Genomic DNA, 25,856 nt, shown 5'->3' with positions numbered 1-25,856 from the left:
CTGGGATCTAGAACAAGACTCTAAAATTTTGATCTTTGCAGCACTTAAGTCATTCGCAACTATCCGTTTTTGGGCGGAGTCAGCGGCGGGCCTGTTTCGGGTGATTCGCTGACGGGCAATTCGGGGATAGATGCGGCACTGGTGAGGTTTTTAGTCACAATATTTTCGATTGGATTCGGCAATAAGTGCGATCGCACCGAGCATAATCTTGTGCTCTTGCACCTGAATTCTCGCGTGCAGCGTTTCTGCGGTATCATCAGGCAATACTGGCACCGCAGCCTGCATTAAAATCGGCCCGCTGTCTACTTCTAAACGGGCGATATGCACCGTACATCCGGTGATTTTAACCTTAGCGGCCAGTGCTTGCTCGACGGCGCGAATTCCTGGGAAACTCGGCAGTAAGCTGGGGTGAATGTTAATAACGCGATCGGGAAAAGCATCGAGCAAAACTTTGGTAACGATCCGCATCCAACCCGCCATCACTATCCATTCTACATCATATTCTTGGAAAGTTTTAACAATTTTTGTATCTAATTCTTCGCGGCTTTTGCACTCGCGGTGATTGAGCAGAATCGAGGGAATGCCGTATTTTTCGGCTCGGGTTGCGGCTTTGGCTTCGGGGTTGTTGTAAATTAATACTGGGATTTTAGCGTTGAGTTGTTGGTTTTGGATGGCTTGGGCAATTACCTCGAAGTTGCTGCCGCTTCCTGATGCTAAAACTCCTAATTTTAATGGAGGATGGGCCGGCGCGATCAAGCTTTTGCCAATCTCAGGAGAAATCAGGCAGGCATTGGAATTAGCAGATACTGGATTAGCGGTCATTCGATTTTAGATTTTAGATTTTAGATTTTGGATTGACCCCACGGATAAATTCGGGGGCTTGAGGATTTTAGATTTTAGATTGATTCCACGGATAAATCACGTGGCGGGTACCATCAAGAAATTCTTGGTCATAAAGATAAAAACTATTCACTCGTCTTCTACAATACAGGTAAAGGGTAATGTGTGCTTCGGCGCACTCTACATGGAGATATTGCCTAAGTCCTAAGTATATTATTTTTTTTCGCTGAGCTACTGATTAACTCCTATTCTACAATATTATCAAAAAACTCTTCCCTGAGAATCGAATAAATTTTCAGATCCCAATATCTGTCTTTCACAAATAGGTGCTGTCGCAATATCCCTTCCCATTGCATCCCCACTTTTTCCATCACCCGAGCCGAAGCAATATTGTTAACCTCACAGCGAGCCATAATTCGATTCAGCAACATCTCCCGAAAACCGAATTCAATCACTGCATTGACAGCCTCGCTCATGTATCCTTCGCCCCAATAGCTCCTAGAGAGTGCGTACCCAATTTCCGCGCGGCTGTGCGTCATGCTCCATTCCACAAATCCGCAAGTCCCGATAAACTTTTTTTCGGCTTTATGGACGAGTCCCCAATCTACCAGCTCTCGTCTTTTGTACATTTTTGTAAGTGACTTGAGAAAGTATTTAGTGTCTTCGAGCGAGGTGTGGGTTGACCACATTGTGTATTGTGATACTTCGGGGTTTGAGGCATACTCAAACATATCGCTCGCATCGTTTAAAGTAATTTTCCTCAGCAGCAGTCTCTCAGTTTCTATAGTGGGTAAATTGGCTAATATATCGAGAAGATTCATTTTGACATTGACCTATATTGTGATACCATTTAAAACTAAAAGCTAAAATTTACAAGCCAATGGTTCCGATTAAATTTGGGCGTTTTAACTGGTTGGATAATGATGCGATCGCAGCTTGGACTTTTCTGGCCCCAGCTTTGCTGTTTCTGGGTATTTTTTTGATTTGGCCGATCGCCTATTTATTTTACCTCAGCTTTACCAGCGGCAGCTTTACCCAATCGGGAGTGCGTTGGATTGGCTTGAACAACTACTGGCGTCTAGTCACCAACCCGGATTTCTGGCAAATTATCCAAAATACGCTCTATTTTACTACTGCGACAGTCATTCCCAGTTTAGTGATTCCATTGGGCTTAGCAGTTTTGCTAAATCGCTCGTTTGCTTGGCGAGGAGCTCTCCGTACCGCTTATTTTATTCCTTCGATTACCTCTTTAGTTGCAGTTGGCTTGGGTTGGCGGTGGTTGTTTCAAACCGAAGGCCCGGTGAATAGTGTGTTAATGGCGATCGGCTTAAATCCAATTCCTTGGCTTAGCAGCACAGTTTGGGCAATGCCAGTGATAATTCTGCTCAGTGTTTGGAAACAATTAGGCTTTAATATGGTAGTATTTTTAGCAGGATTGCAAGCAATTCCGGTCAATCGTTACGAAGCGGCAGAATTGGATGGAGCTAATGCTTGGCAGCAATTTTTGTACATCACTTTACCCGGTTTGCGACCGACTTTAGTATTTGCTACCGTCACTACTGCTATTTTTACTCTGCGGAGTTTCGAGCAAGTTTACGTCATCACCGGCGGCGGCCCTTTAAACTCTACTAATTTGCTAGTTTATTATATTTACGAGCAAGCTTTTTCGCAATTTGATTTTGGCTATGCAGCCGCAGCGGCAACTTTCCTGATGGCTTTAGCTTTGGTATTAGTCTATTTACAACTAAAAGTTTGGGGCGAAGATTCTTAATACCTATTTAAAAAAGTCTTGCTACAATCCTCAATCTTATACCAATTATTAAAAGGGAACCGTAGGGAAACGGCAATGCCGTTTCCGGTGCGGGGAGTAGGACACGGCATTACCGTGTCCCTAGAGATGCTCGATTTTCAGAATTGGTATAATTAGGTTATGCGTAGTTTGACGCGCAAGAATTATAGCGGTGAGGTGCGCACTTCGCACCCTAGATATACAGGTTTTGCATAAGGACGGAATTAACTGGATTCCTAATTACCAATTTTATATTCCATGTGCTCTGCTGTTTGTTCAGCTTGTGCTGTTCCCAAAAGCTTGCCGACAACGTGCAAAGACATATCAATTCCCGCAGCAATTCCCCCAGAGGTGATGATTTTGCCGTTATCTACAAATCGCTGATTTTCGATAATAGTTGTGTTGGGAGCTAATTCTCTCAATAAATCCAATGCCAGATGGTGTGTAGTTGCTGCCAAACCTTCCAACAAGCCAGCTTTTGCTAAAAGCAGCGAACCCGTACATACAGAAAGCACTAATTCTGCGGTTGGCGCACAATCTTTTATCCAATTAACAACTGCTGAATTATTGATTAACTGTCTCGTACCTTGTCCTCCCGGTACAATTAAAATATCCGGTGGGGGACAATCGGAAATGGTGCAGTGGGGATTGACGCTCAAACCGTTGCGGGCGTTGACAGCACCGGGATGTTCGGCTACCGTAGAGACTGCAAAAGGTCGCTCGCCCTTACTTAATTCTGATGTCACCGCAAACACTTCAAAAGGACCTGCAAAGTCCAGTACCTCGACATCATCGAACATTAAAATAGCTACGTTCCTAGTTGCCATAAGACATACTTCTGATAGAGACCAAAAATAGGGGCGATTTGTTATGGTAGAAGTGGTAGAATTTCAATTATTAAAGCTATGCCGAAAAATATTCGCCATCGCGCCATAAAAATCTGTCTTTTTTGTCTGGCTTGCGTCTTAGCAATTGCTGTTGCGCCAATTGTCACGCCCGCTCAATCCACAACCCAATTAGAATTTCGCATTACTCAATTAGAAACTCAAATTTCTGAACTCAGAGGACAAATCTACAGTTTGCAGAATCAAGGTTCTAGAGTTAACAGGCCTCAGTCTCCTAACCTTCCGGGTGCTAGTCGGACAAATCCTAGAGTGCGGTCGGGAGACCCGATGTTTGACAATTTAGCAACTTTGGCAATTGAAACGAAGCAAGATGTTATCAAAATTAAAGAGCGGTTGTCAAAGCTAGAATCCTCTAGAAATCGCTAGAGAAGTCATTAGTCATTAGTCATCAGTCATTAGTCAGAAGGAAGAGGTTCAAGGGAAGAGGGAAGAAGTCAGTAGTCATTAGTTAGAAGGATGAAGTCATATTCTCGCCAACTCAAAACTCAAAACTCTCCCCCTCTCCTTCTCTCCCACTCTCCGACGTTGAGGTCGAAAGCAGCAGGGTCTGCTAAAAATCAACTTGCAGAACTATTCAATGATATGGAAATAATAGGCTGCAACCAAAAAATTGATAGCTAACAGCAACAGAAACCAGCCTGCGCGAAAGGTGTAAGGGAATTTGCCCGTTTTCATCACGGACTCGGATTTTAATTGGTTCTTCGCTATCTCTGCCATAGGTAAAGCTCCTAATTCATAATGTCACTCTATTTACAAATAGCAGAGAGCGTCGCACTTATGCACAATCCTCTAGAGTTATTTTTTGTAACAACGAGTTTATACCGAGTTAAATAGAGATTAATTTCAATCGCTCTCTCCGGCGTGGTATGAACTGCGGACGAGAGGCCCCGATCGCACGCGCTCAAACCCCATCTCCCGGGCGATCGACCCGAAACGGTCAAATTCGGCCGGCGTCCAGTATTTGCGCACTGGGAGGTGATCTAGAGACGGTCTCATGTATTGACCGAGGGTGAGCCGATCGCACTTGGCATCCCGCAAATCGGCCATTGCTTCGACTATCTCGGCTTCGGTTTCTCCGTGCCCCAACATCAAACCGGATTTGGTGGCAATAGTTGGGTCATATTGCTTAACAATACGCAGAACGTCGATCGATCGATCGTACTTCGCCCCCCTCCGCACCTGCCCTTGCAACCGACGCACCGTCTCAATATTGTGGTTGTAACAAGCCGGTTTAGCCTCCACCACCGTCCGAATCCGCTGTCGCTGCAACTCATCGAGCCCTGAATTCTCCCCCTCTGAACTCCTCCCGATTCCCCCCCAAAAATCCGGCGTCAGCACCTCCACTTCAGTATGCGGGTTAAGAAGGCGGATTTGGGCGATCGTCCTGGCAAACCAACCCGCACCCCCATCCGGCAAATCGTCCCTAGCCACCGAAGTCAGCACCGCATAGCGCAAACCCAACAACTGCACAGCCTCGGCCACCTTTTGCGCTTCCTCCGGGTCTAGCGGCATCGGAGAATGACCTTTATCTACTTGACAAAAAGCACAAGCGCGGGTGCAAGTCGGCCCCATCAACAAAAAAGTCGCCGTTTTTTGGGCGTAGCACTCGCCCCGGTTGGGACATCTGCCCTCCTCGCAAATCGTGTGAATTTGCCGCTGTTTAATAATTTTTTGCACTTGCGAAAGTTCGCTAGCTTTGCCAACGGGCCTGCGCAACCACTGCGGCATCGCCTCGATTTCACCCCGCATTTGGGCGGCAACTGCTTTGACTGTAGGAGTTTGAGGAGTTTGGGGCGACATATAATTAAGTGGCGATCGAGTTAATGCCTTCGATCCTATCCGAAATCAAAGTCCCTGAACTTGTAGCAATCTCACCCTAAACCAGAATCGCGCCCAAGTGCAACAAAACTAAACTCGCCCAGAATTATGGGTAGAATTCTGTTAGGGATATACTGAAGGTTGCAAATCATCACTCATTCATTACTGAAGGAGTCAGTCGTGGCTGGTCAAAAAATCTTGGTAATCGATGACAGTAAAGTCATCCGCGTCCGAGTCCGAGAGATGTTGCCTCAGGGTAACTTTGAAGTTCTAGAAGCAAAAGACGGCGAAGAGGGACTCAAACTGATCCGTCAAGCCCGGCCAAATCTAATTATGTTAGATTTCCTACTGCCCAAAGTCAGCGGTTGGGAAGTGTATCAAAAAGTGCAAGCCCATCCTGAGCTTTCTAAGATACCTTTGGTGATCATGTCGGGCCGCGAAGAAGAGGTGATGGAAAAAATTCCGAAACCCTTTGAGAAGCATTTTTTTGCATTCATCGCCAAACCCTTTGAGAAGAAGCAGCTAACCGAGGCAATCAAATCGGCGATGGTACTGGCGAAAAAGAAACCGGTGCCGGAAGCCCCAGCAGCCGCCGCTGCTGCACCCACTTCTGGAGCGGGTGCCGCCGAAATTCAGGCGATGACTGTGAAAATGGCAAAAATGCAAGCGGAAATTGATGCACTCAAAAAACAAATGACTCAGGTGATTACCATCATCAAGCAGAAATTGAAATAATTTTGCTGTTTTTTGAAGACACTTATGTAGAAGGAAACTTCCACACCGTAAAACTTTCTCTTGAGTCTGAATGGCTGCGCTTTTATCCGCATTTTTTTGCCCAATTGTTTGAGCGAGTGCGATCGCCAACAGCCTGCAACTGGTTTCTCAAAATCCCAGTGAGAAAATCAATTAAAAGTTAAAAATAAAACAAGGGAGGAAATTAATTATTAATTAATATTAGGATTTTTAATTCCCGCTCGTTCCACACTCAATTATTAACTCCTCAGTCTCATTTTTTTGGTTAATGACTAACGACTATTCCGATTTTTTGCCTCAACTGCGTGCCTCAACAGAGCAATTATTGAAAAGATTAGACTGCTTCGATCAAGCGCAGGTATTAGCGATCGGAGATTTGACCTTGGACGAGTTTCTTACCGGACAAGTAGAGCGAATTTCCCGCGAAGCACCTGTGTTGATTTTGCGCTACGAAAATACTCAGCAAGTACCCGGAGGTGGCGCAAATGCTGTCTACAATTTAGCCAAACTGGGAGGCAAAGTAAAAGTTGCTGGTTTGGTGGGAAAAGACGACCAGGGAAAGGCTTTGTGCGGTATTTTTGAGGCGGCGGGAATTGATACGGCTGGGATTTTAATCGATTCGCAGCGTCCAACTGTCACAAAAACTCGCATTTCCGGGCACGCGCGGCAGTCGGTGACTCAGCAAATTGTCCGAGTCGATCGCAAATCGGACGAGTTGCCGGATTTAGATTTGCAGTTGCAACTGGCCGACTACATCCGGCAGCAAATACCGACAGTAGATGCAGTGGTTTGTTCCGACTACGGCGACGGAGTTTTGACAAATTTGGCGATCGAATCGGCAGTGATTCCCGGCAAAACAATTGTAGACGCTCAAACAAATTTGCAGCGATATTCTGGAGCAATGTTATTTACTCCGAACTTGCCAGAAGCGGAGCAAGCAGTGGGATATGCTATCAAAAACCCTCAAACTTTAATGCAAGCAGGACGCGATTTGTTGAACTTAACTCAAGCTCAAAAAATCCTGATTACTCGCGGCGAAGAAGGGATGACTTTGTTTGAAAGGGCGAACGGCGAAGAAATCAAAAATTCACCCCCTCCAACATCCATTTGTGAAAAGGGGGAATTTGCCATTCAAAGTTGGGACATTCCCCCTTTTAACAAGACTGATGTATTCGACGTAACCGGTGCTGGAGATACAGTTGTAGCAGCAATGACTTTAGCTTTGTGCGTCGGTGCATCCGGTTGGGAAGCGGCAGTTTTGGGCAATTTGGCGGCTAGTATTGTCGTGCGTCAATTCGGTACGGCGACAACAACGGTAGAGGAGATGAAAGAAGCTTTGCTATCGCTGATGAATCTGGAATAAAGCCAAAACATAAACCTGCTGGCGATCGCTCGAGCATCTATCAGCACTTGAGTTTTTAATCCTGTTTTACTTCAGGCAAATACCCTGGGATTGAGCTAATCTAGTTTATATATAAATTAGTTTAAAAACTTATGGCTGAGACTTCAGGCTATTACGTTCGCGCTGCGAAACTTGCAGAAGTCGAGACAAAGGGCAGTTTGTTAGTGAATTTGGAAAAACACGCGATCGCCCTTTTTTACTCCAACGATCGGGTATACGCGATCGACAACCGCTGTCCCCACATGGGTTTTCCCCTCAACGGCAGCACTTGCAAAGATGGCATAGTCACCTGTCCTTGGCACTACGCCCGCTTTGATGTCGCCAGCGGCGGTACTTTTGACTCTTGGGCCGACGACGTGCGATCGTTCCCAGCGGAAATTCGCGACGGGGAAGTTTGGGTAAATTTAGCACAACAGCTTGACCCTTACGCCCACCAGCGCCAGCGACTTCAAGATGGGTTAGAACAAGGAATTTCTCTAGTCATTGCCAAGTCAGTGATTGCCTTGCTAGATATGGGGGCAACGGCCAGCGAACCTTTCCAAATCGGATTAGAATTTGGCACCCGCTACAACAAATCGGGATGGGATACGGGTTTATCGATCCACACCTGCTTGATGAATATCCTGCCTTATCTAGATCCAGAAGACCGACCCCGTGCCCTCTATCAGGGACTTTCGGCAGTGGCCCGCGATAGTGCAGGCGCACCTCCTCACTTTGCGGTTCACCCCTTGCCTAATTCTGAGGTTGATGCAGAGACACTCAAAAGCTGGTTCCGGCAATTTATTGAAATCAGAGACAGTGAAGCGGCGGAACGATGTTTGTTGACAGCAGTACGCGCGCCTCTTGAACGAGAACAAATTGCTGATATGCTGTTTGCGGCCGCTACTGACCACCGCTACATTGATGTCGGTCACAGCCTCGACTTTATTAACAAGGCGTTAGAAGCGCTGGATGCAGTGAATTGGCAAGGGGCAGAAACTGTTTTCGCGAGTTTGGTGGGTGGTTTGGCGAATGCGGCGCGCATGGAAGAGTCGAGTTCTTGGCGCTACCCTGTGGATGTGGTGGCAATTTTAGAGTCAGCAATGGCGCAGTTGCCGGCAGCTTTAGAAATGGGCCGATCGCACCGGGGCAATTGGTTGGGAAGAGAACAGTTAATTCCGATTTTGTTGGGCGAAGATGTATTGGCGATCGTCGATGCACTTTTAACTGCCTTGAAAGAAGGTTGTAGCGAAGCAGAATTAGCGAGTGCAGTCACTTATGCTGCTGCCCTCCGCGTAGCCCGGTTTAATACGAATAACGACCACAGCGACTGGAATTCAGCGCACCATCCCTTTACCTTTGCGAATGCGGTGCATCAAGGATTGCGAAGATCGCCTTCAATAGAGTTGCTGCGGGGAGTTTTCGATGCAGCGATCGCCGTATATCTCAACCGTTTCTTAAATGTACCGCCTGCGCGACTTCCAGAACCAACAGATGTAGTTGAGAATCCAGAGGAATTGCTCAAACAACTGCCAGATTTGTTGGACAGACAGCAACAGGTGAATCCAGTCGGTAAATTAGTTGCAAAATACTTATATAGCGGCGGCAAATCGGAACGGTTGATGGCAGTTTTAGGAAAACTGATGCTGCGGGAAAATCGGGATTTCCACGTTATTCAGCAGGTAGAAGCGGCATTTCGCCAGTATGCTTTATTAGAGAATGCGGGCGATCGCATTGTGGTATTAGTGGCGGCGGCAAGGTATTTAGCCGCCCATGCCCCGACAGTGCGATCGCAAGCACAAACTTATCAAATGGCAGATGGATTGCACCGGGGCGATCGCTTATTTGAGGAGTCACCGGAAGTATAGCTTCTCGTCATCAGGCACTTCTTCGGTAAATAATTGCCCCGATCATTTCTTGGAAATTATCCCTTTGTCATCAATTTTCAAATCAGTCTTGGGAAAATCGCTTTTTGTCAAACGGTCAATCAACCCCACACTCCTAAAATCGTCATCAATAGATGGGATGCCTTGCCGATTAAGTTCCACTGGGATAATCTTACCCGAAACAAAATCCCCTTGCGGAGTCATTTTCACATCCAAAATTAGAGATTGACCGAGTGCTCCTGCTGTGGACAAAGTGCGATAACCCAAAAAATTTCCCAGCGAATAAGCAATCAATTTCCCTTTATAAAGCTCCATCGCTCGGGGAACGTGCGGGCCGTGTCCCAAAATCAAATCTGCTCCCGCATCAATCATCGTCCGCGAAAACAAAACCATATTTCCCCGGTTTTCTCCGTAAAATAATTCGTTTTTGTTTCTCACATTCAGAGCTCCCGTTCCTTCAGCTCCAGCATGAACTGATATCACTACAATATCAGCCTTTTCCTTCGCTTTTTTGACAATTTCTGCTCCCGCTTTCAGTTCCAGCAAGGAATTATGAACTTCGCCGTAGTTGCTGAATCCGATAAAGGCAAAATTCACGCCCTTGACATTTTGATAAACAATTTGATCTCTTTTGCCAACAGCTTTCATGCCGTTGCTGTCGATGTTCTTAATCGTGTCCTTAAATCCCTGCTCGTTAAAATCGTAAGAGTGATTGTTGGCAACATTCAAAATATCAAAACCAACATCTTTGAAAATTTTGGCATAACTCGGAGGCGTCCGAAAGGCAAACAGCATTCGTCCGCCGCCTGCTTTGGAACTGTAAGGATAATCGGTCATCGTGCTTTCAAAATTGCCAAACAGAATATCAGCTCCTTTGAGGTACGGTTTTACCGACTCCAATAAAAGCTCTTTTTTTGGCGGCAGTTTGTTGTACGGATAATTTGTGCCGGGGATCATGTCGCCAACTGCTTTGATGCTGACAGTTGCGGGCACAGCGGCAGGTTTTTTGGCAGCCGGGGAGGGCGATTTTGGAGCTGGAATGGGTTTGGCTGCGGTTGCAGGTGCCGGTGTCGAGCTCACTTTTTGTACCGCAGGGTTTGACGTTAGAGGGTTAATAGTAGCGGTGCTTGAGGATTTGTAAAGTTGAGAAGCCAGAACAAAGCCGGATATCGGCACGAGAATCAGACTCAGAACACCGACTGACAGCCCAGATTTTTTAGTTTTAGTGCGGGCTAACTCTGGCTGCGGTGATGGCTTTTGCTGCCTTTGGTTTGTGGGTTTTGGAGTTGGGATTTTCGGGGGTTGGGGCGGAGATTTTTCTGGTGTTTGAGTGGGCGCAGTTGTGGCATTTTGAGTTTTTTCTAGCTTTGGCAAAGCCACAGGAATTGGGGAAGCGGGTAAACTCGCGGCTACTGCTTCACTCGCAGCTAATGCTGCATTCACGGCAACTAATGCACTCACGGGTGCGGAAGTCAAGCGTTTTTTTAATTCTACCGTCTGAGTCCAACCCGGCAATTGCTGGCCGCCCCGCCGTCCGTAAACTGTCACTGAGTAAACGTTATTTGGTTGCAGCCGCTGCAACCCTTTGACTGCGACTCGGAGGCAGGCTTCTTCTGTTGGCAATTGTTCTGCTTCCAGCAGCAGGTGCAGGGTGCCATTTTCTCGGCTGGCTTTAGCCGTAACCCCAAAGCTTTCGAGTGCTTGGCCGATCAGAAATGCGATCGCCAGGGCATCGCCTTCTTTTGCTAAATTTAAAATATCTTGTTGGCTCACAAATGCCTCTACTCTCTCACACTAGAAATTTAGCTCGATCTTATATCAAATTTGGCGGCACAGGATTAAATACCGATTGATTTAGCTTAAGTAAGTGGGTACAAATAAACAAAACGTAGGGAGACGGCGCCTGCGTGAAACAGTTTACTCGCTCTCACTATAGCTCCTAACTAAACTGATCCCCAGTTCTACAAGATAGTATGATTTTTGGCGCTTGCTTGCTGAATGCAATATTTCCTAACGGTTATCTTAGTCGATCGCCCAAAAACTTCTATCCGCCATAATTCCCCCCCTTGAAATTAACATTGGTCAAATCAGCGCTCTCTTTTTTACAGCAGTTTCGATAAAAAACCCCGGTTTCTTCGATCGAGATTGCGTCCTGGAATGTACTGAAAATATTCGGTTTAGCAGCCAAGAATACACTCAAAAATGCAGTTTATTGTTTCCACTGCAAATACACCTTGTCCGACTTCCGTCCAGATTAAGACAAAAACGATCGACCCGCAGGCTCGGAAGCTTGTTAAACTCTTGGTCATGCCACGCTATCCGTCAGAAATCGACGGCGAGCAACAATTGCCCGCCTGCGCCCCGGAAGCCCCGCGGCGCTGCGCGTGCACTGCACGCAGCTAAGGCTCCGCTTGCTGAGGTGAGCTGCAATCAATTTTCTCGATGCCGCTGCTTTATTCGCGGTCGCCGATGTAGCTCGTCTCAAACTAATTAGTTAAATGACTTCCACGTCAATGACGCAATTGTGTTAATCAGATCTGGCTCGCTGCCCTCTCAAACCCGGGTTTTTGGCGAGTCTGGTGCTATTTGTGAGTTAGTTAAGCGCATAGCAGCTAGGATCGAGCTAACTCAAGGTTAAACTAAAGCTCGTCATGCGGCGTTGCCTCTCAAAACCGGATTGAGTCTTATGGCGCACTACCGCTCCTTTGTATGTTTGTTCACCTGCATTGCCTGTCTGGGCGCTGCGTTCAGTCCCAGTGCCGACGGAAGGCAACAGGTACTCAATGCCTCCTACCGGGCTGTTTCCCTAGAAATTGCTCAGGCGAACTCTCCCCCGGACGATCGCCAGGACTCCAACCCTCCTAAACCGTCTCCAGCTCCCGATAAAAACAAATCTAAGCCGTCCAAAACGTCTAAACCTAATTCAAAAATCCCCAAACCGATATCTAATTTGATTGTCATTTTGTCTCGCCAGCGGGGGTTGTTAATGTTGGGTTTGGCAGCAGTTGTCGTCACGGCAGCGGCAGTATTTATCATGCTCAAATTAGTTAGCAACGGCGAATCAAATCATTCAAGGCGAAGACGGGGGAGAGTCGATCGCCACAACCAAAGAAACTCCCAATTGACTAATCCCGATTCTCCTACAAACTCGCAGGAAATTGGACATCAAGAGGTTTCTTTTGGGGGACAAAAACCGCGGCCAGCTTTGCCCTACCATTTTGATTTGCCAAAAGACTACAATCTCGACAGCAGCGATCGGCCTTTACCGTTTATCCGGGAATTGGGGGAACAAGAATCCGAGGATGCAGTTGTCGAGGGCGATCGAATTAATTCCGACACCTCGCCCTTGGAGGCTCACAGCAACGGCTACAGCGACACAGGTTTCAACATTCCCGAAACAACTAATCGAGCCGATTCCCTAGCGAGTCGGAAGAAAGATATTTCCCTTCCAGAAACGGATGGTAGACCTAAAGTTGATATTATTGAAGCACTGATTGAAGATTTGCAGCACCTAAATCCGGCAAAAAGGCGCAAAGCAATTTGGGAACTCGGTCAGCAGGGAGATTCCAGAGCAGTTGAGCCGTTGCTCGATTTGCTAGCAAATTCTGACTCGAAGCAGTACAGTTTAATTTTGGCAAGTCTGTCGGAAATTGGCATTCGCACGCTCAAACCCATGAATAATGCCTGGTCAATTTCGCTGCAAAATGAAAACCCCGAAGTGCGTAAAAATGCAATTCGCGACTTGACGCGGATTTACGAATTGGTGAATCAAATCAGTCACTTGTTGCACCGTGCGACGGACGATCCAGATCCAGAAGTTCAGGAAACTGCTCGCTGGGCCATCAATCAGTTGAATCGCATCCGTCCGCGCTCTGGGAGAGATTGATAAATCTAGCAATTTTTAAGTAATTTGAGATTTGAGATTTGAGAGTGAAAAATTTAGAATTTAGATTATGTTAGAATTAGTCAAGGCTGACTAATGACTAATGACTAATGACTAATAACTCTTTAAAACTATTGTTCCTGTCAACTTCTGTAGGTAAACTCGGTTCCGGGTTGGGCGGCGGTGTCGAACTTACAGTCCTTAACATTGCTAAAGAATTGCAGCGCCGCGGTCATAAAATAGCAGTCGTAGCACCAGCAGGTTCAGTCTTAGAATCAATTCCAGTAATCGAAATAACAGGCGATTTGCAAGTAACCGCCCAAACACAAGATTACAATGCTGCTATTGTGATGCCGGCCGATGCTGTGCTTGCGAATATGTGGGAATATGCTCGCCAAGTTCAGGATGAATGGGATGTCATTGTTAACTTTGCCTACGATTGGCTGCCGTTTTATTTGACGCCATTTTTTAGGACTCCGATCGCCCATTTTATCAGCATGGGTTCCGTTTCTGAATCGCTCGATCGCATCGCCGGACTAACCGCCGCCCAATTTCCCGGTACGATCGGAGTTTACACCGTTTCCCAAGCCGAAACCTTTGCCTTTGCCAAGGAGTGTCAGTTGTTGGGAAGCGGCATAGATTTATCGCTATACGAATTTTGCAGCCAACCGGAACCCAAATTAGCTTGGCTTGGTCGCATCGCCCCGGAAAAAGGCTTAGAAGATGCAGTAGCGGCAGCGAAAATTACAGGCATTCCCCTAAAAATTATGGGCAAAATGCAAGATGAGGATTATTGGGAAAAAATTTGTGCAGATTACCCGGATGCTCCGGTAGAATATTTAGGGTTTCTGACAACAACCCAAATGCAAGAGCAAGTCCGGCAGTGCCGAGCATTGTTGATGACGCCGCGTTGGGTGGAAGCTTTCGGAAATGTCGCGATCGAGGCTTTAGCGTGCGGTGTGCCTGTGATTGCTTACCAGCGCGGGGGGCCCGCCGAAATTGTTCGAGACGGACTGACGGGCTTTTTAGTGGAGCCTGATAGTGTAAATGGCTTGGTAGGTGCGATCGCCCGCTTAGACCAAATTGACCGCAGCGCTTGCCGGCGACAAGCAGAGGTAGAATATTCTTTGGGAGCTTTGGGCGATCGTTTTGAACACTGGTTCAAATCTATTCTAAAATTGAGTTAAATAAACTCTTAATCGATCACAAAAAAAGAAAACAGAAAAAACTATGGCAACCGAACGTTTAGTGCTTTTATCCAGTAGAGAAATCGAAAAAATGCGCCAAGCCGGCCGTTTAGCTGCCGAACTTCTCCTACACCTAGAACCAATGGTTAAACCAGGTGTCAGCACTCTCGAAATTAACGACGAAGCCGAACGCTGGACTTTGGCACACGGAGCAAAAAGCGCTCCGCTAGGCTATAAAGGATTTCCAAAATCTCTGTGTGCTAGCGTCAATGAAGTAGTCTGTCACGGCATCCCCAATGCTAAACAAATTCTGAGAGAAGGTGACATTATTAATATTGATGTAACGCCTTTAGTTGACGGCTATCACGGCGATACTTCCAAGACTTTTTTTGTCGGAAAACCTTCACCGATAGCGAAAAAGTTAGTTGAAGTAACCGAGGAATGTTTAAGAAGAGGAATTGCGGAAGTTAAACCGGGTGCTCGTACCGGGGACATCGGTGCAGCGATTCAAGAATATGCTGAAGCACAGGGTTTTTCGGTAGTGCGAAATTTTGCCGGACACGGCGTTCACCGCGTTTTTCACACCGAACCGGAAATTCTGCACTACGGTAAGCGGGGCACGGGAAAGAAGCTCAGACAAGGCATGGTTTTTACGATCGAGCCGATGATTAATGAGGGTACTTGGGAAGTGGAAATTTTGGGCGACGGTTGGACTGCGATCACGCAAGATGGAAAGCTTTCGGCTCAATTCGAGCACACTCTGGCTGTTACTGATTCTGGGGTGGAAATTCTAACTTTGCCTTAGCAATCATTAACAAACAATCTGAAAAACTCACTCCTAAATCAATAATTAACCCTATCCCGTAGGGGCGGGTTTCACCGACAATATCTAACGATTATCAACAATCTAGATAAACCCGCCCCGCCACAACCGATAACCCATATCAACCTGAAATTTGCATCGAATCCGAAAATGTAGGTTTATATTTATGGGTGGGTGGGGGCGGGTTTGCGAGATTGTCTGTTTCAGTCAGAAATTGTCTGTAAAACCCGCCTCTACGGAATTATGATCGATTCACAAAATACCATATAACTAATAACTAATAACTAATAACTAATAACTAATAACTAATGACTAACATAAAATTTCTGCAACCAGGAGATTTGCTCAAAGTAATTGCCCCTAGTGGCACTCTGCGAGAATCAACCAACTTTGAAAAGGGTGTAGAAATTTGGAAATCCCGCGGCTATCGAGTTGAATTAACAGCGGGTTTTGACGATCGCTGGGGCTATTTGGCCGGTTCCGATGAAAACCGCGTCCGACAGCTAGCAGATGCCCTCAATGACCCGGATTGTCGCGGTATTCTGTGTGCTCGTGGCGGTTTCGGCAGCACTCGACTTTTGGAAAAAGGAAATGTGGGAAAGGCGGAAAACTCCCAATTTCCAACTCCCGATTCCCATTCGCCGAAATGGTTGATCGGCTTTTCCGACATTACTGCTTTGCTGTGGAATCACGACAAATTGGGTATTTGGGGCGTTCACGGGCCGATGCTGACAACTTTGGCTGCTGAACCGGATTGGTCTGTCGATCGACTTTTTGACTGCATCGAAGGTCGTCCCTTACAATCTTTGCAAGGTAAAGGATGGGGCAGCGGAAAAGCCACGGGACGGCTGTTTCCGGCGAATCTGACGGTGGCTTCTCATTTGCTCGGAACCCCGTATCAACCGGATTTGACCGGGGTTATTCTCGCATTTGAGGATGTTTCCGAGGCTCCTTACAGGGTCGATCGAATGCTGACTTTGTGGCGGATGGCGGGGGCTTTCGCAGGCGTGCGGGGCATTGCTTTGGGGCGCTTCAGTCGGTGCGAGATTGACCCGAGTATTCCCAGTTTTAGCATTGAAGAGGTTTTGCGCGATCGGCTGGGGGACTTGAATATTCCCATTGTCTCGGATTTGCCCTTCGGCCACGAGGGGGTTAACGCTGCTTTACCGATGGGAATTAGGGCTTGTCTCGACGCTGAATCGGGATTGCTGATTTGCGGCGATAAATCGCAACTTTAGGTTAAGGATCGACGTCTATAAATTTAACATGAGATTTTGCACCAGCTAAACAGCCCTGGGGTTGGGTGAGGTTGACACGGTTGGCAGAAATTACATTTAAAATGGATTGTGTATGCAAATGTCGGCGCCAAGAAAGCACAAAGATTTTAAAATTTTCCAGAGGTTGATATGAGAACGCACAACTTGTTAAAAAGTATTGCTGCCACTGTGCTAGTTGCAGGATTGGCACTCACGGGCATTTCGTCTAGTGCAGTTGGCGAACAGATACAGAATAACGATCGCATAGATGGAGTAATTCGCCGCACTTCCCCGATTTACCGTTTCCGGAATATGTGGGTTCCGGGTTCTCCGACGGAAGAATTGCGCGGCCAGGAATACACGTTCAGCGCTCGCGAAGGCGATAACATTGAAGTGTTTTTAAACACAGATAGAAGTCGCGGTTTTACTCCCGTGATGGTACTGTTTTACGAGAACAACAAACAAGTTGCTTTTACGCAAGACCGTTCTTTTAATTATCAAATTCCCCGTGGTGGCGAGTACAAACTTTTAGTATTAGCAAAAGATGCTGCCAGAGGCGGTAGCTACACCCTAGAAGTTGCGGGAATTGATGGGGGCGACAGACGATCTCGCAATTCGCGGGACGATTGGTACACCGGGCGAGATAACGACCGATATGACAGTAGATCTGACAGAGCACAGCTTCTGCAAGATGATTTTGGCTTGCGGTCTGTTGATTGTCGCGAGAGACGTTCTGTGGTGAGAGTAAGGTTTGACGATAATAATCAAAACTCGACTTACTGCGCTGTCCCGACTAGAAACTTTCCGGCGGGAGATTATTACTACAATTCGCGGACTAGAGATTTAGATTCGGCGAGGGTGGATGATAATAGGAGGTTCGATGAGGGCCGCGATCAATGTCGCGTATCCGTAGGCGGAGTGTGCGTAACGAGGTAAGTAGATCAAACTGTAGCGCGGGATCGGAAACCGGGTTTCTTCGTAGAAACCCGGTTTCTTTGCGTATACACAGGATTTATACCAGGCCTTTATATACAGTCGATCTCTGACCGAAAGCATCCAGGATACAAGCCCCCGGATTCATCCGTCCAGAAATAAAAAACCTGTATCCGATAAAGGAGCCCCCGAATTTATCCGTGGGGTCAATGCTTCAATTCTTTAATCTAAAATCTAAAATCTAAAATCGATTGGCCCTCGCCTCACTTTCTTTGGCCATGACAAAATACACATTTGTACACACAAGATTTTGTCGAAAAGGACGATCACACAGTGGTAAGCTACCAAAGGCATTGAAATATCTAAGGTAGAGAAAAGTTAAAATGTCGGCATTAAATGAAGTTCCCTTGTTGTTGCGGGCTGCCCGTGGCGAAACCCTAGACCGCCCGCCCGTATGGATGATGCGCCAAGCCGGCCGCTACATGAAGGCTTATCGAGATTTGCGAGAAAAGTATCCCTCGTTTCGCGAACGTTCCGAAATTCCCGAAGTTGCGATCGAAGTTTCCCTTCAGCCGTGGCGTGCGTTTCAACCCGACGGCGTAATTCTGTTTTCCGATATTGTCACCCCCATGCCGGGTTTGGGCATCGACATGGACATCGCCGAAGGCAAAGGGCCGATTATCCACGCACCCATCCGCACTCAGCAGCAAATCGACAACCTGCAACCGCTGAACCCGGAAGAAAGCTTGCCGTTTATCAAAACCATCCTGAAATCCCTGCGCGAGGAAGTCGGCAACAAATCCACCGTGCTCGGCTTTGTGGGCGCGCCGTGGACGCTGGCGGCTTATGCTGTTGAGGGCAAAGGTTCTAAGGATTATGCCATCATCAAAAACATGGCATTTTCCGATCCAACTTTACTGCATCAGTTGCTGTCGAAATTCGCAGATGCGATCGCCGTTTACGTGCGCTATCAAATCGACTGCGGCGCGCAAGTAGTGCAAATGTTCGACTCCTGGGCCGGCCAACTGTCCCCGCAAGACTACGACACTTTCGCTCTACCTTACCAGAAACAAGTATTCGAGCAAGTCAAAAAAACCCATCCCGACACCCCGCTAATTCTGTTAGTCACGGGAAGTGCCGGCATCCTCGAACGCATGGCCACATCCGGCGCGGATATCGTCAGCGTCGATTGGACTGTTGACATGGCCGACGCGCGCCGACGTTTGGGCCCGAATATGAACGTTCAAGGAAATCTCGATCCGGGCGTGTTGTTTGGCTCTCAACCGTTTATTCGCGATCGAATTCTTGATACAATTCGCAAAGCCGGTCATCGCGGACACATCCTCAATTTGGGACACGGCGTATTACCGGGAACTCCCGAAGATAACGTGCGTTTTTTCTTTGAAACTGCAAAACAAGCCGACAAATTGCTTGCAGTTGCTGCTTGATTTGATTTGGATTTTAAAATCCGATCAAATCCGGTTAATTGCACCTGATATTTGTAGGGACACGGCAATGCCGTTTCCCTACAGTGAAAAAAGGAAACGGCAATGCCGTTTCCCTACCGTAGAAAAAGCGTCAAATCCTCCCTCTTCCCCTGCGGCAAAATGAACTCCAAAAAAATTTTTGTGACGGGTGCAAGTGGCTGTATCGGTCACTACATGGCCGAAACTTTGATTCAAGAGACAAACCACGAACTTTACTTATTAGTTCGCAACCCCGAAAAATTAAAATTTGACTGGAAAGCCCGCCCCGGCATCCATATATTACAAGGCGATATGCGAGATATCGATCGACACGCCGAACTTCTGCAAACAATTAATGTCGCAATTTTAGCTGCCACTGCTTGGGGAGGAACTCAAGAAGTGTTTGACGTTAACGTAACCAAAACTCTCCGGCTAATTCAACTACTGTCGCCACAGACTTGCCAACAAGTAATTTATTTTTCAACAGCCAGTATTCTCGGTCGAGACAACAATTTGCTGAAAGAGGCCGGGGAACTGGGGACAGATTATATTAGCTCAAAATACAACTGCATGGTGCATTTGTCAGCTTTGAAAAATTTGCCTCCAATTACGGCACTTTACCCGACATTAGTATTGGGAGGAGACGCAGAAAAACCAGTTTCTCACTTGTCATCTGGCCTGCCACTTGTCGCAAAATGGATTGGTTTGATTCGCTGGTTTAAGGCAGATGGCAGTTTTCACTTCATCCACGGCGCAGATATTGCCAAAGTAGTTAATTATTTAGTAGAACATCCGCCTGCTTCCGAGGAACCGCGACATTTTGTGCTAGGAAATCCGGCAATTACAGCTAACGAAGTGGTAGAACAAGCTTGCCAGTATTTGAATAAAAAAATATTTTTTCGGATTACTCTTTCAGCTTGGCTAGCCAATTTCTTTATTTGGCTGTTCCGAATTCAGGTGGCTGCTTGGGATAGATTTTGCATCAGCTACCGCCATTTTACCTATCAAAATATTGTGAATCCCGAAAGCATAGGAATGCCGAGTTACTGCGGCACAGTGGCCGATATGTTAAGAACTAGCGGGATTCCCGGCAAAGATTCAAATTAGGGGAGAAGGAAGAGGGAAGAGGGAAGAAGGAAGAGGGAAGAGGGAAGAGGGAATGTGCACCTTACGAAATATATGTAGGGTGCGCCGAGGTGTATTTTACGAATAATGTAAGTTTTTCAAATTCTTTTTTGCCTTAGTCCCATGCTTTTTAAATGCGATTATCGTCAATTAAGGGTCAAATACGATAAGATATCAGCATTTGCCAACTTTAACAGGGAACTGCAAGCTAAAAATTGCGCTGACGATCTTTGTCTTAGGGGGTTTCACCCCTCGCCAGATATTCGATCGAGTGCAAGATCGTAATTTTAGCCTTAACATTAAGTCTTGAGAGTCGATCGAACTCTCAAACACGCCAGCCCGATCGCAAGTTGTTTACTGATGTGAGGTTTAACATATAATGCGAGTTCTCCTAGTTTATCCCCTGTTTCCGAAAACATTTTGGTCTTACGAGAAAATCCTAGAATTAGTCGATCGTAAAGTTCTGCTGCCACCGCTGGGTTTGGTAACGGTAGCAGCTATTTTACCCCAAGAATGGGAATTTAAGTTAGTCGATCGCAACATCAGACAAATCACCGAAGCAGAATGGGAATGGGCAGAGCTCGTTATTCTGTCCGCAATGATTGTCCAAAAAGAAGATTTGCTAGACATAATTCGTGAAGCAAAACGGCGCGGTAAATCCGTAGCTTGCGGCGGCCCCTACCCCACTTCCGTACCCGAAGAACCTCAAGCAGCGGGCATAGATTACCTGATTCTCGACGAAGGCGAAATCACCTTGCCGATGTTCGTCGAAGCAATACAACGGGGCGAAAAAAGCGGAATTTATCGATCGGACGGCGTAAAACCCGATGTTACCACAACCCCCGTTCCCCGCTTCGACTTGCTGGAATTAGACGCCTACGATTCGATGTCGATTCAATTTTCCCGAGGCTGTCCCTTCCAGTGCGAATTCTGCGATATCATCGTCCTCTACGGCCGCAAACCCCGCACCAAAAACCCCCAACAATTGATAGCAGAATTAGACTATCTCTACAACTTGGGCTGGCGGCGCGGCGTGTTCATGGTAGACGACAACTTTATCGGCAACAAACGCAGCGTCAAACTGTTGCTAAAAGACTTAAAAGTTTGGCAAGAAGAACACAAATTCCCCTTTACTTTCAACACAGAAGCATCCATCGATTTAGCCCAAGACCAAGAATTGATGGAGATGATGGTAGCTTGCAATTTCAATGCAGTGTTTCTCGGGATTGAAACCCCTGATGAAGAAAGCCTGCAAATGACCAAGAAATTCCAAAATACCCGCAATTCCCTGATCGAATCAGTAGAGTTAATTGCGAAAACTGGTTTGCGAGTAATGGCCGGATTCATCATCGGATTCGACGGCGAAAAACCCGGTGCCGGTCAGCGGATTGTCCAGTTTGCCGAAGCAGCAGCTATTCCGAGCACAACCTTTGGAATGCTGCAAGCTTTGCCGCACACTGCATTGTCCCACAGGCTAGCAAAAGAAGGGCGGTTGCGCGACAAATCTGGCAACCTCAATCAGACTACTTTAATGAACTTTATCCCGACGCGGCCTCTCGAAGATATTGCCCGCGAATATGTCGAGGCATTCTGCGAAGTGTACGATGCTGAGAAATATTTAGACCGGACTTATCGCCATTTCTTAATGTTAGGTGCACCTACAGCAAAGATACCTGCGAGAGTTCCCAGTTGGATAGACTTGCGAGCACTGCTAACTGTGGTGTGGCGGCAGGGAGTCAAGCGTAGCACTCGCTGGAAGTTTTGGCATCATTTGTTCAGCATTCTCAAGCGCAATCCTGCGGTTTGGGATCATTATTTGACTGTGTGTGCTCACAACGAGCATTTTCTGGAATACCGCCAGATTGTGCGGGATGAAATTGAAGCTCAATTGGCTGACTTTTTGGCTAATGAGTCTCAAACGGTATATCAAGAACCTGTTGCTGTTGAGGAAAAGCAAGTGCAAGCGGTTTAGGGTTCGAGAATTCAACCGCATATGAACACAGGTAAACGCAGATGAATGTAAGATTGTCTGCGTTTATTTTATTTTTAATCTCGTTTCCAGGTTCTGGCTGGAAATGTCATATCCTGCGACTCTACCGCCTCTTGAGAGCAGGCGAGAGAGCCTCCCGAGGGATTTCCAGTTTCTCACTGAAAACGTGAAATACTACTATTGGCGGCAGCAGTTATTTCGGCAGATAGAGGCGCGATCGCCCGCAAATATGAAAATCTAATCACAAGCTCAAAAATAAAAAAATCTCGATCGCCCTCAACCCGCCATGTTAGGAACAAATCAACTCAGAACAGCCGCTCTCTTAGGACTCCTAAGCGGCCTTCTCGTTTTAGGAAGTTATTATTTAATCGGCAACGAGCAAGGACTTTACATCGGTTTAGCGCTAGCCGCCTTCTCAAGTTTTAGCTCTTGGTACTATTCCGACACGGCCGCATTAATGGCTTACCGCGCTCAGCCGATAGCCCGCAGCGAAGCACCAGAAATCTACGATATGGTAGCATCGCTGAGCGAAAAAGCCCAAATTCCGGTGCCGAAAATATTTCTAGTTCCCACTCAATCTCCGAACGCATTCGCCACAGGAAGAGACCCGGAACACGCGACAATAGCAGTTACTGAAGGCATCATCAATCTGCTTTCCCGCGAAGAATTGGAAGGCGTTTTAGCGCACGAACTCACGCACATCCGCAACCGCGACACACTCACTCAAGCAGTTGCAGGGACAATTGCCGGCGCGATTACATTTGTCGGGCGAATTCTGACTTTTGGAGCGCTTTACGGCCCGGTGACGCGGGATAGCAGACAAGGCCCGAATCCGTTTGGTTTGCTGTTTTTAATCATTTTAGCACCGCTATCAGCAACTGTAATTCAATTGGCGATTTCTCGGACGAGGGAATTTGCAGCAGATAGCGGTGCGGTGGAAATTACCAATAACCCGATCGGTTTAGCAAACGCGCTGCAAAAACTGGAGAAAATCGGTCGTGAAATTCCGATGCACGGCAATCCTGCGATGTCGCCGCTGCTGATTGTGAATCCTTTTTCGACTAAAGGTTTGCAATCACTTTTCCGCACTCACCCGCCGACAGAGGAGCGCATTCAACGCCTTTTGGAAATCGCGCAGCAGCAGCAAGGTACTCCAGTTATGGCCTACGTGCCCGGAATTTGATCGATCGAAAATGCAGCAACAATATTTAGAAACCCGGTGTTTTGAACAGCCGGGTTTCTGTATGTTTGTAATGGTAACTGTAGGGAGCGACTAATTAGATAGGTAGGGGCGATCGCTAGTATAAAACTTTTGCCTTCTTCATAACCAAACTCGCTGAATTGGATAAGCATCAAAAGCCTCATCGCGACTAATCAAAACCAGCGAATGATTCAGGGTCTGTGCTACCAGAATGCGATCGAAGGGATCTCGATGATGCAGAGGAAGACCTGCGTAAATCTCAGTGTCTTCAAGTGTAATTGGTAGAATTTGAGCGTTAATGTATTGCAATTCTTTCGGCAGGTCTTCAAATGGTCGATTCAGTTGAAGCTTACCGACATTAATTTTAATAGAGATTTCCCACAGACTGGCAATACTAAAATATAAACCTGTTTTAGTATCGATCGCTTCTTTTGCTTTACTACCTAGATTGGAATCGCCAAGCAAATACCACAGAAAGGCATGAGTATCTAAAAGGGATTCCATGTTACATATATTCCTTTAAATCTTCCAGTGGTTCATCGAAATCATCAGACATAACGATCTGACCGGCCCAACTACCATAACCATGAGGTTGTTCAATTTGTTCGGGAGATGATTGTGTTTTGGCGTGTTTTTCAAGTAGATATTTTGCATAATGCAATATCTCTTGTTTGAGAGATTCTGGCATCTTGACGACAGTTTGAAAAATCTGTAGCTCGATAGTCATGATTTCTGTACAATTTTTACTATGTCATATTCACCAATTATACTGTAATGGCAGTCAGAAGGTGTTTGGTGCGAAGGGAGAACGCCCTGTGATTGCTCTCCCTTAATACGATTACTTGCGATCGCACAAACGCGGGTTTGTCTGTTTGCCCTTGTCTGTTTCAGTCGGCTCATCTTTCTGCAAGGCTGTCAGGATTTGAAAGCACAGCTTGAGCAGAAACAGTAACCCGCCTGCTGTTGGATCGCACAAAGTCGCAAAGCCAACCACCGCAAACTCGATTACTTGGAGCCATTTCTTTTTGTTGGAAAGTTTCATCCGGAGTAGTTTGAAATCGACTCTTACATCATTTCAAAAATGCTCTCAAGCATGGTCAGAGTAAGTGTTTGGCTATTTGTCAGACAAGTCAGACTTGTCAGACTTGTCAGATTTGCCATAATTGAGAGGATAAACTTCTAGGTTTGTTAATGGCACGGCGAACACTCCAAGCTTCTACACAAGGTATTAAAGACATCCGAAAAGCCTTGAAACGAAAACAAGGAGGACAAACTTACCTGGCTGGTGCGGTGGGTTGTTCTCGACAAACCATCTGGAGTTTGCTGCAAGGCAACCCAATTGATTGCGATGTTTTCATGAATGTATGCACACAGGTAGGGCTCAAGTGGGAAGACATTGCTGAACCAGAAGCAGCAGAACCATTGCAAAACAAAGACTCTAATCTCGATGCGTTAGTTCAGCAGGTACGATCGCGCCTCCATGATGACATCCAAGGCTTACATGGCACGATGCCACTTTGGGTTGTCGATTGTCCGGTGCCCTTGGGCGATTTGTTTGTGGATGTCTATATTCTGGAGAAACTCAGCAGTAGTCGTATGTCTGAACTCGATGACTTGTGGCAGGATTTCAGCAAAAATCCCAGCTATCGCAGTTTTGATCGCATTGGCTTGGGCAGGGAACAGGAACGAAAGTCAGGCTTAGAGGTGGTGGCGAAGAATACAAACCTGATGGTGGTGGGCAAACCGGGTTCGGGAAAAACCACCTATTTGCAACGAGTGGTGACGGAGTGCAATGCAGGAAAATTACAAGCGCACCGGATTCCGGTTTTGATTAGGCTGCGGGATTTTGTGAAGGAGGGACGTTTTGTGAAGGATGGAGGTGAGGTAGCCTATCCCCTAAAGCCTTATTTAGAGAAATATTGGCAATTATCAGATGCAGAAAGCCTACTCAAGCAAGGTCGGGTGCTGGTTCTGTTGGATGGCTTAGATGAGGTGACCGGGGAGGATGGAAAGAATATCACCGACGAAATTAAGAAGTTTGCTCGTGACTATCCGCAGGTGCAAATAATTGTGACGTGTCGAACGCAGAGTTTTACGGGCGAAATGGACTGGAAATCTCTAAGCTTTCAGTTTGTGGAGGTAGCGGATTTTAATCAGTCGCAAGTGGAAGAGTTTTCAGAACATTGGTTTAAGGCAGTGAGAGGGGATGAGTCGGCGGGACTGACGAAGGCACAGGAGTTTCTGGAGCTGCTTTTTAGAGAAGAGAATAAGCCGATTCTGCAGTTGGCGATTACGCCGATTTTGCTGAGTTTAACCTGTGTTGTATATCACCATAATGGGAAGTTTTACTCGAAGCGATCGATGCTTTATAAAAAGGGCTTGGAGTTGCTACTGGAGAAGTGGGACAAGTCGCGGGAGATTAAGCGAGATGAGATTTATCGAGATTTGTCAGTGCAGCGAAAGTTGGAGTTACTGAGTTATCTAGCGGTGAAGAAGTTTGAGCAGACGCAGTATGTGTTGTTTGAGCAGACGGAGATTGAAGGATACAGCACTTCCGGATGTTATGAGGTACAATAGAATCGACTAAAAATAATATTATACCAATGAAAGCATACTCAGT

25 protein-coding genes are annotated in these 25,856 nt (G+C 46.6%); 16 read left to right on the top strand and 9 right to left on the bottom strand.

All coding sequences use genetic code 11. The annotated features are described in order from the left end of the window. Positions 1 to 150 precede the first annotated feature (150 nt). Together purN and QUA20_RS13255 are read right to left on the bottom strand one after the other, a co-directional pair. Complete coding sequence (purN, locus tag QUA20_RS13260; RefSeq protein ID WP_333189277.1) at positions 151 to 822, bottom strand: phosphoribosylglycinamide formyltransferase; 672 nt, start codon at positions 820 to 822, stop codon at positions 151 to 153. Between the two features lie 263 nt (positions 823 to 1,085). Next, positions 1,086 to 1,661, bottom strand: coding sequence for a GNAT family protein (locus tag QUA20_RS13255; protein WP_333189276.1), 576 nt, complete (start codon positions 1,659 to 1,661; stop codon positions 1,086 to 1,088). A gap of 59 nt (positions 1,662 to 1,720) precedes the next feature. Between QUA20_RS13255 and QUA20_RS13250 the strand changes: the two genes are divergently transcribed. Continuing rightward, positions 1,721 to 2,611: a sugar ABC transporter permease gene (locus tag QUA20_RS13250; RefSeq protein ID WP_333189275.1), complete on the top strand. Its 891-nt coding sequence runs from the start codon at positions 1,721 to 1,723 to the stop codon at positions 2,609 to 2,611. 254 nt (positions 2,612 to 2,865) lie between these two features. Here the strand turns inward: QUA20_RS13250 and QUA20_RS13245 are convergent, their stop codons facing one another. Beyond that, on the bottom strand, positions 2,866 to 3,456 hold the full coding sequence (locus QUA20_RS13245) for a DJ-1/PfpI family protein (protein WP_333189274.1): 591 nt from the start codon (positions 3,454 to 3,456) through the stop codon (positions 2,866 to 2,868). Between the two features lie 78 nt (positions 3,457 to 3,534). Here QUA20_RS13245 and QUA20_RS13240 point away from each other — a divergent pair, with 78 nt between their 5' ends. Continuing rightward, entirely contained in the window at positions 3,535 to 3,900 is a 366-nt protein-coding gene (locus tag QUA20_RS13240) for a hypothetical protein (RefSeq protein ID WP_333189273.1), read from the top strand. 204 nt (positions 3,901 to 4,104) lie between these two features. Here QUA20_RS13240 and QUA20_RS13235 read toward each other — a convergent pair whose 3' ends face one another. Together QUA20_RS13235 and lipA are read right to left on the bottom strand one after the other, a co-directional pair. Continuing rightward, positions 4,105 to 4,209, bottom strand: a complete 105-nt coding sequence (locus QUA20_RS13235; RefSeq protein WP_333097955.1) for a photosystem I protein PsaX — start codon at positions 4,207 to 4,209, stop codon at positions 4,105 to 4,107. Between the two features lie 168 nt (positions 4,210 to 4,377). Continuing rightward, positions 4,378 to 5,334, bottom strand: coding sequence for a lipoyl synthase (gene lipA / locus QUA20_RS13230; protein ID WP_333189272.1), 957 nt, complete (start codon positions 5,332 to 5,334; stop codon positions 4,378 to 4,380). Positions 5,335 to 5,532: 198 nt separating this feature from the next. Between lipA and QUA20_RS13225 the strand changes: the two genes are divergently transcribed. The 4 genes from QUA20_RS13225 to QUA20_RS13210 all read left to right on the top strand — a co-directional run bounded on the left by QUA20_RS13225 (position 5,533) and on the right by QUA20_RS13210 (position 9,354). Beyond that, a complete protein-coding gene (locus QUA20_RS13225) occupies positions 5,533 to 6,087 on the top strand; it encodes a response regulator (protein ID WP_172190102.1) in 555 nt (184 codons plus the stop codon). Between the two features lie 2 nt (positions 6,088 to 6,089). After that, on the top strand, positions 6,090 to 6,269 hold the full coding sequence (locus QUA20_RS13220) for a hypothetical protein (RefSeq protein WP_333189271.1): 180 nt from the start codon (positions 6,090 to 6,092) through the stop codon (positions 6,267 to 6,269). Positions 6,270 to 6,373: 104 nt separating this feature from the next. Continuing rightward, positions 6,374 to 7,468, top strand: a complete 1,095-nt coding sequence (locus QUA20_RS13215; protein WP_333189270.1) for a PfkB family carbohydrate kinase — start codon at positions 6,374 to 6,376, stop codon at positions 7,466 to 7,468. Between the two features lie 131 nt (positions 7,469 to 7,599). After that, positions 7,600 to 9,354, top strand: a complete 1,755-nt coding sequence (locus QUA20_RS13210) for a Rieske (2Fe-2S) protein (protein WP_333189269.1) — start codon at positions 7,600 to 7,602, stop codon at positions 9,352 to 9,354. Positions 9,355 to 9,396: 42 nt separating this feature from the next. Here QUA20_RS13210 and QUA20_RS13205 read toward each other — a convergent pair whose 3' ends face one another. Further along, positions 9,397 to 11,145 carry a CapA family protein gene (locus tag QUA20_RS13205; protein ID WP_333189268.1) on the bottom strand — a complete coding sequence of 583 codons (1,749 nt, stop codon included), beginning with the start codon at positions 11,143 to 11,145 and terminating at the stop codon, positions 9,397 to 9,399. 913 nt (positions 11,146 to 12,058) lie between these two features. Here QUA20_RS13205 and QUA20_RS13200 point away from each other — a divergent pair. The 9 genes from QUA20_RS13200 (at position 12,059) to QUA20_RS13160 (ending at position 23,218) form a co-directional block, all read left to right on the top strand. Next, positions 12,059 to 13,258: a HEAT repeat domain-containing protein gene (locus tag QUA20_RS13200; RefSeq protein WP_333189267.1), complete on the top strand. Its 1,200-nt coding sequence runs from the start codon at positions 12,059 to 12,061 to the stop codon at positions 13,256 to 13,258. Positions 13,259 to 13,365: 107 nt separating this feature from the next. Beyond that, entirely contained in the window at positions 13,366 to 14,442 is a 1,077-nt protein-coding gene (locus QUA20_RS13195) for a glycosyltransferase family 4 protein (protein WP_333189266.1), read from the top strand. A gap of 43 nt (positions 14,443 to 14,485) precedes the next feature. Continuing rightward, positions 14,486 to 15,247: a type I methionyl aminopeptidase gene (gene map, locus QUA20_RS13190; RefSeq protein ID WP_333189265.1), complete on the top strand. Its 762-nt coding sequence runs from the start codon at positions 14,486 to 14,488 to the stop codon at positions 15,245 to 15,247. 326 nt (positions 15,248 to 15,573) lie between these two features. Next, a complete protein-coding gene (locus tag QUA20_RS13185) occupies positions 15,574 to 16,503 on the top strand; it encodes an LD-carboxypeptidase (protein WP_333189263.1) in 930 nt (309 codons plus the stop codon). A gap of 168 nt (positions 16,504 to 16,671) precedes the next feature. Continuing rightward, positions 16,672 to 17,457: a hypothetical protein gene (locus QUA20_RS13180; protein WP_333189262.1), complete on the top strand. Its 786-nt coding sequence runs from the start codon at positions 16,672 to 16,674 to the stop codon at positions 17,455 to 17,457. A 380-nt stretch (positions 17,458 to 17,837) separates the two neighbouring features. Then, positions 17,838 to 18,902: a uroporphyrinogen decarboxylase gene (hemE, locus tag QUA20_RS13175; RefSeq protein ID WP_172190091.1), complete on the top strand. Its 1,065-nt coding sequence runs from the start codon at positions 17,838 to 17,840 to the stop codon at positions 18,900 to 18,902. A 159-nt stretch (positions 18,903 to 19,061) separates the two neighbouring features. Beyond that, positions 19,062 to 20,027 carry an NAD(P)-dependent oxidoreductase gene (locus QUA20_RS13170; RefSeq protein ID WP_333189261.1) on the top strand — a complete coding sequence of 322 codons (966 nt, stop codon included), beginning with the start codon at positions 19,062 to 19,064 and terminating at the stop codon, positions 20,025 to 20,027. Positions 20,028 to 20,424: 397 nt separating this feature from the next. Further along, entirely contained in the window at positions 20,425 to 22,017 is a 1,593-nt protein-coding gene (locus QUA20_RS13165) for a B12-binding domain-containing radical SAM protein (protein WP_333189260.1), read from the top strand. Positions 22,018 to 22,321: 304 nt separating this feature from the next. Beyond that, the gene (locus QUA20_RS13160) at positions 22,322 to 23,218 is read left to right on the top strand and encodes a M48 family metalloprotease (RefSeq protein ID WP_172190088.1); all 897 of its coding nucleotides are present in this window, start codon (positions 22,322 to 22,324) and stop codon (positions 23,216 to 23,218) included. Between the two features lie 138 nt (positions 23,219 to 23,356). On the opposite strand, the gene QUA20_RS13155 is transcribed toward QUA20_RS13160, so the two are convergent. From QUA20_RS13155 to QUA20_RS13145, 3 genes are all read right to left on the bottom strand, one after another. Next, the gene (locus QUA20_RS13155; RefSeq protein ID WP_333189259.1) at positions 23,357 to 23,740 is read right to left on the bottom strand and encodes a type II toxin-antitoxin system VapC family toxin; all 384 of its coding nucleotides are present in this window, start codon (positions 23,738 to 23,740) and stop codon (positions 23,357 to 23,359) included. A 1-nt stretch (position 23,741) separates the two neighbouring features. Continuing rightward, positions 23,742 to 23,963, bottom strand: coding sequence for a type II toxin-antitoxin system VapB family antitoxin (vapB, locus tag QUA20_RS13150; protein WP_333189257.1), 222 nt, complete (start codon positions 23,961 to 23,963; stop codon positions 23,742 to 23,744). A gap of 111 nt (positions 23,964 to 24,074) precedes the next feature. Continuing rightward, positions 24,075 to 24,278: a hypothetical protein gene (locus QUA20_RS13145; RefSeq protein WP_333189256.1), complete on the bottom strand. Its 204-nt coding sequence runs from the start codon at positions 24,276 to 24,278 to the stop codon at positions 24,075 to 24,077. A gap of 149 nt (positions 24,279 to 24,427) precedes the next feature. Here QUA20_RS13145 and QUA20_RS13140 point away from each other — a divergent pair, with 149 nt between their 5' ends. Continuing rightward, the gene (locus QUA20_RS13140) at positions 24,428 to 25,813 is read left to right on the top strand and encodes an NACHT domain-containing protein (RefSeq protein WP_333189255.1); all 1,386 of its coding nucleotides are present in this window, start codon (positions 24,428 to 24,430) and stop codon (positions 25,811 to 25,813) included. Positions 25,814 to 25,856: the final 43 nt, after the last annotated feature.

The sequence above is a fragment of the Microcoleus sp. Pol7_A1 genome, from assembly GCF_036701085.1.
Taxonomy (GTDB): domain Bacteria; phylum Cyanobacteriota; class Cyanobacteriia; order Cyanobacteriales; family Microcoleaceae; genus Microcoleus; species Microcoleus asticus.
The sequence above is the reverse complement of the archived record's forward strand: the minus strand, read 5'-3'. Positions and strand labels throughout refer to the sequence as shown.

Coding starts and splice junctions, on each gene's coding strand:
- purN (WP_333189277.1), bottom strand. CDS start 822: ATGACCGCTAATCCAGTATCTGCTAATTCCAATGCCTGCCTGATTTCT.
- QUA20_RS13255 (WP_333189276.1), bottom strand. CDS start 1,661: ATGAATCTTCTCGATATATTAGCCAATTTACCCACTATAGAAACTGAG.
- QUA20_RS13250 (WP_333189275.1), top strand. CDS start 1,721: ATGGTTCCGATTAAATTTGGGCGTTTTAACTGGTTGGATAATGATGCG.
- QUA20_RS13245 (WP_333189274.1), bottom strand. CDS start 3,456: ATGGCAACTAGGAACGTAGCTATTTTAATGTTCGATGATGTCGAGGTA.
- QUA20_RS13240 (WP_333189273.1), top strand. CDS start 3,535: ATGCCGAAAAATATTCGCCATCGCGCCATAAAAATCTGTCTTTTTTGT.
- QUA20_RS13235 (WP_333097955.1), bottom strand. CDS start 4,209: ATGAAAACGGGCAAATTCCCTTACACCTTTCGCGCAGGCTGGTTTCTG.
- lipA (WP_333189272.1), bottom strand. CDS start 5,334: ATGTCGCCCCAAACTCCTCAAACTCCTACAGTCAAAGCAGTTGCCGCC.
- QUA20_RS13215 (WP_333189270.1), top strand. CDS start 6,374: ATGACTAACGACTATTCCGATTTTTTGCCTCAACTGCGTGCCTCAACA.
- QUA20_RS13210 (WP_333189269.1), top strand. CDS start 7,600: ATGGCTGAGACTTCAGGCTATTACGTTCGCGCTGCGAAACTTGCAGAA.
- QUA20_RS13200 (WP_333189267.1), top strand. CDS start 12,059: ATGGCGCACTACCGCTCCTTTGTATGTTTGTTCACCTGCATTGCCTGT.
- QUA20_RS13195 (WP_333189266.1), top strand. CDS start 13,366: ATGACTAATAACTCTTTAAAACTATTGTTCCTGTCAACTTCTGTAGGT.
- map (WP_333189265.1), top strand. CDS start 14,486: ATGGCAACCGAACGTTTAGTGCTTTTATCCAGTAGAGAAATCGAAAAA.
- QUA20_RS13185 (WP_333189263.1), top strand. CDS start 15,574: ATGACTAACATAAAATTTCTGCAACCAGGAGATTTGCTCAAAGTAATT.
- QUA20_RS13180 (WP_333189262.1), top strand. CDS start 16,672: ATGAGAACGCACAACTTGTTAAAAAGTATTGCTGCCACTGTGCTAGTT.
- hemE (WP_172190091.1), top strand. CDS start 17,838: ATGTCGGCATTAAATGAAGTTCCCTTGTTGTTGCGGGCTGCCCGTGGC.
- QUA20_RS13170 (WP_333189261.1), top strand. CDS start 19,062: ATGAACTCCAAAAAAATTTTTGTGACGGGTGCAAGTGGCTGTATCGGT.
- QUA20_RS13165 (WP_333189260.1), top strand. CDS start 20,425: ATGCGAGTTCTCCTAGTTTATCCCCTGTTTCCGAAAACATTTTGGTCT.
- QUA20_RS13160 (WP_172190088.1), top strand. CDS start 22,322: ATGTTAGGAACAAATCAACTCAGAACAGCCGCTCTCTTAGGACTCCTA.
- QUA20_RS13155 (WP_333189259.1), bottom strand. CDS start 23,740: ATGGAATCCCTTTTAGATACTCATGCCTTTCTGTGGTATTTGCTTGGC.
- vapB (WP_333189257.1), bottom strand. CDS start 23,963: ATGACTATCGAGCTACAGATTTTTCAAACTGTCGTCAAGATGCCAGAA.
- QUA20_RS13145 (WP_333189256.1), bottom strand. CDS start 24,278: ATGAAACTTTCCAACAAAAAGAAATGGCTCCAAGTAATCGAGTTTGCG.
- QUA20_RS13140 (WP_333189255.1), top strand. CDS start 24,428: ATGGCACGGCGAACACTCCAAGCTTCTACACAAGGTATTAAAGACATC.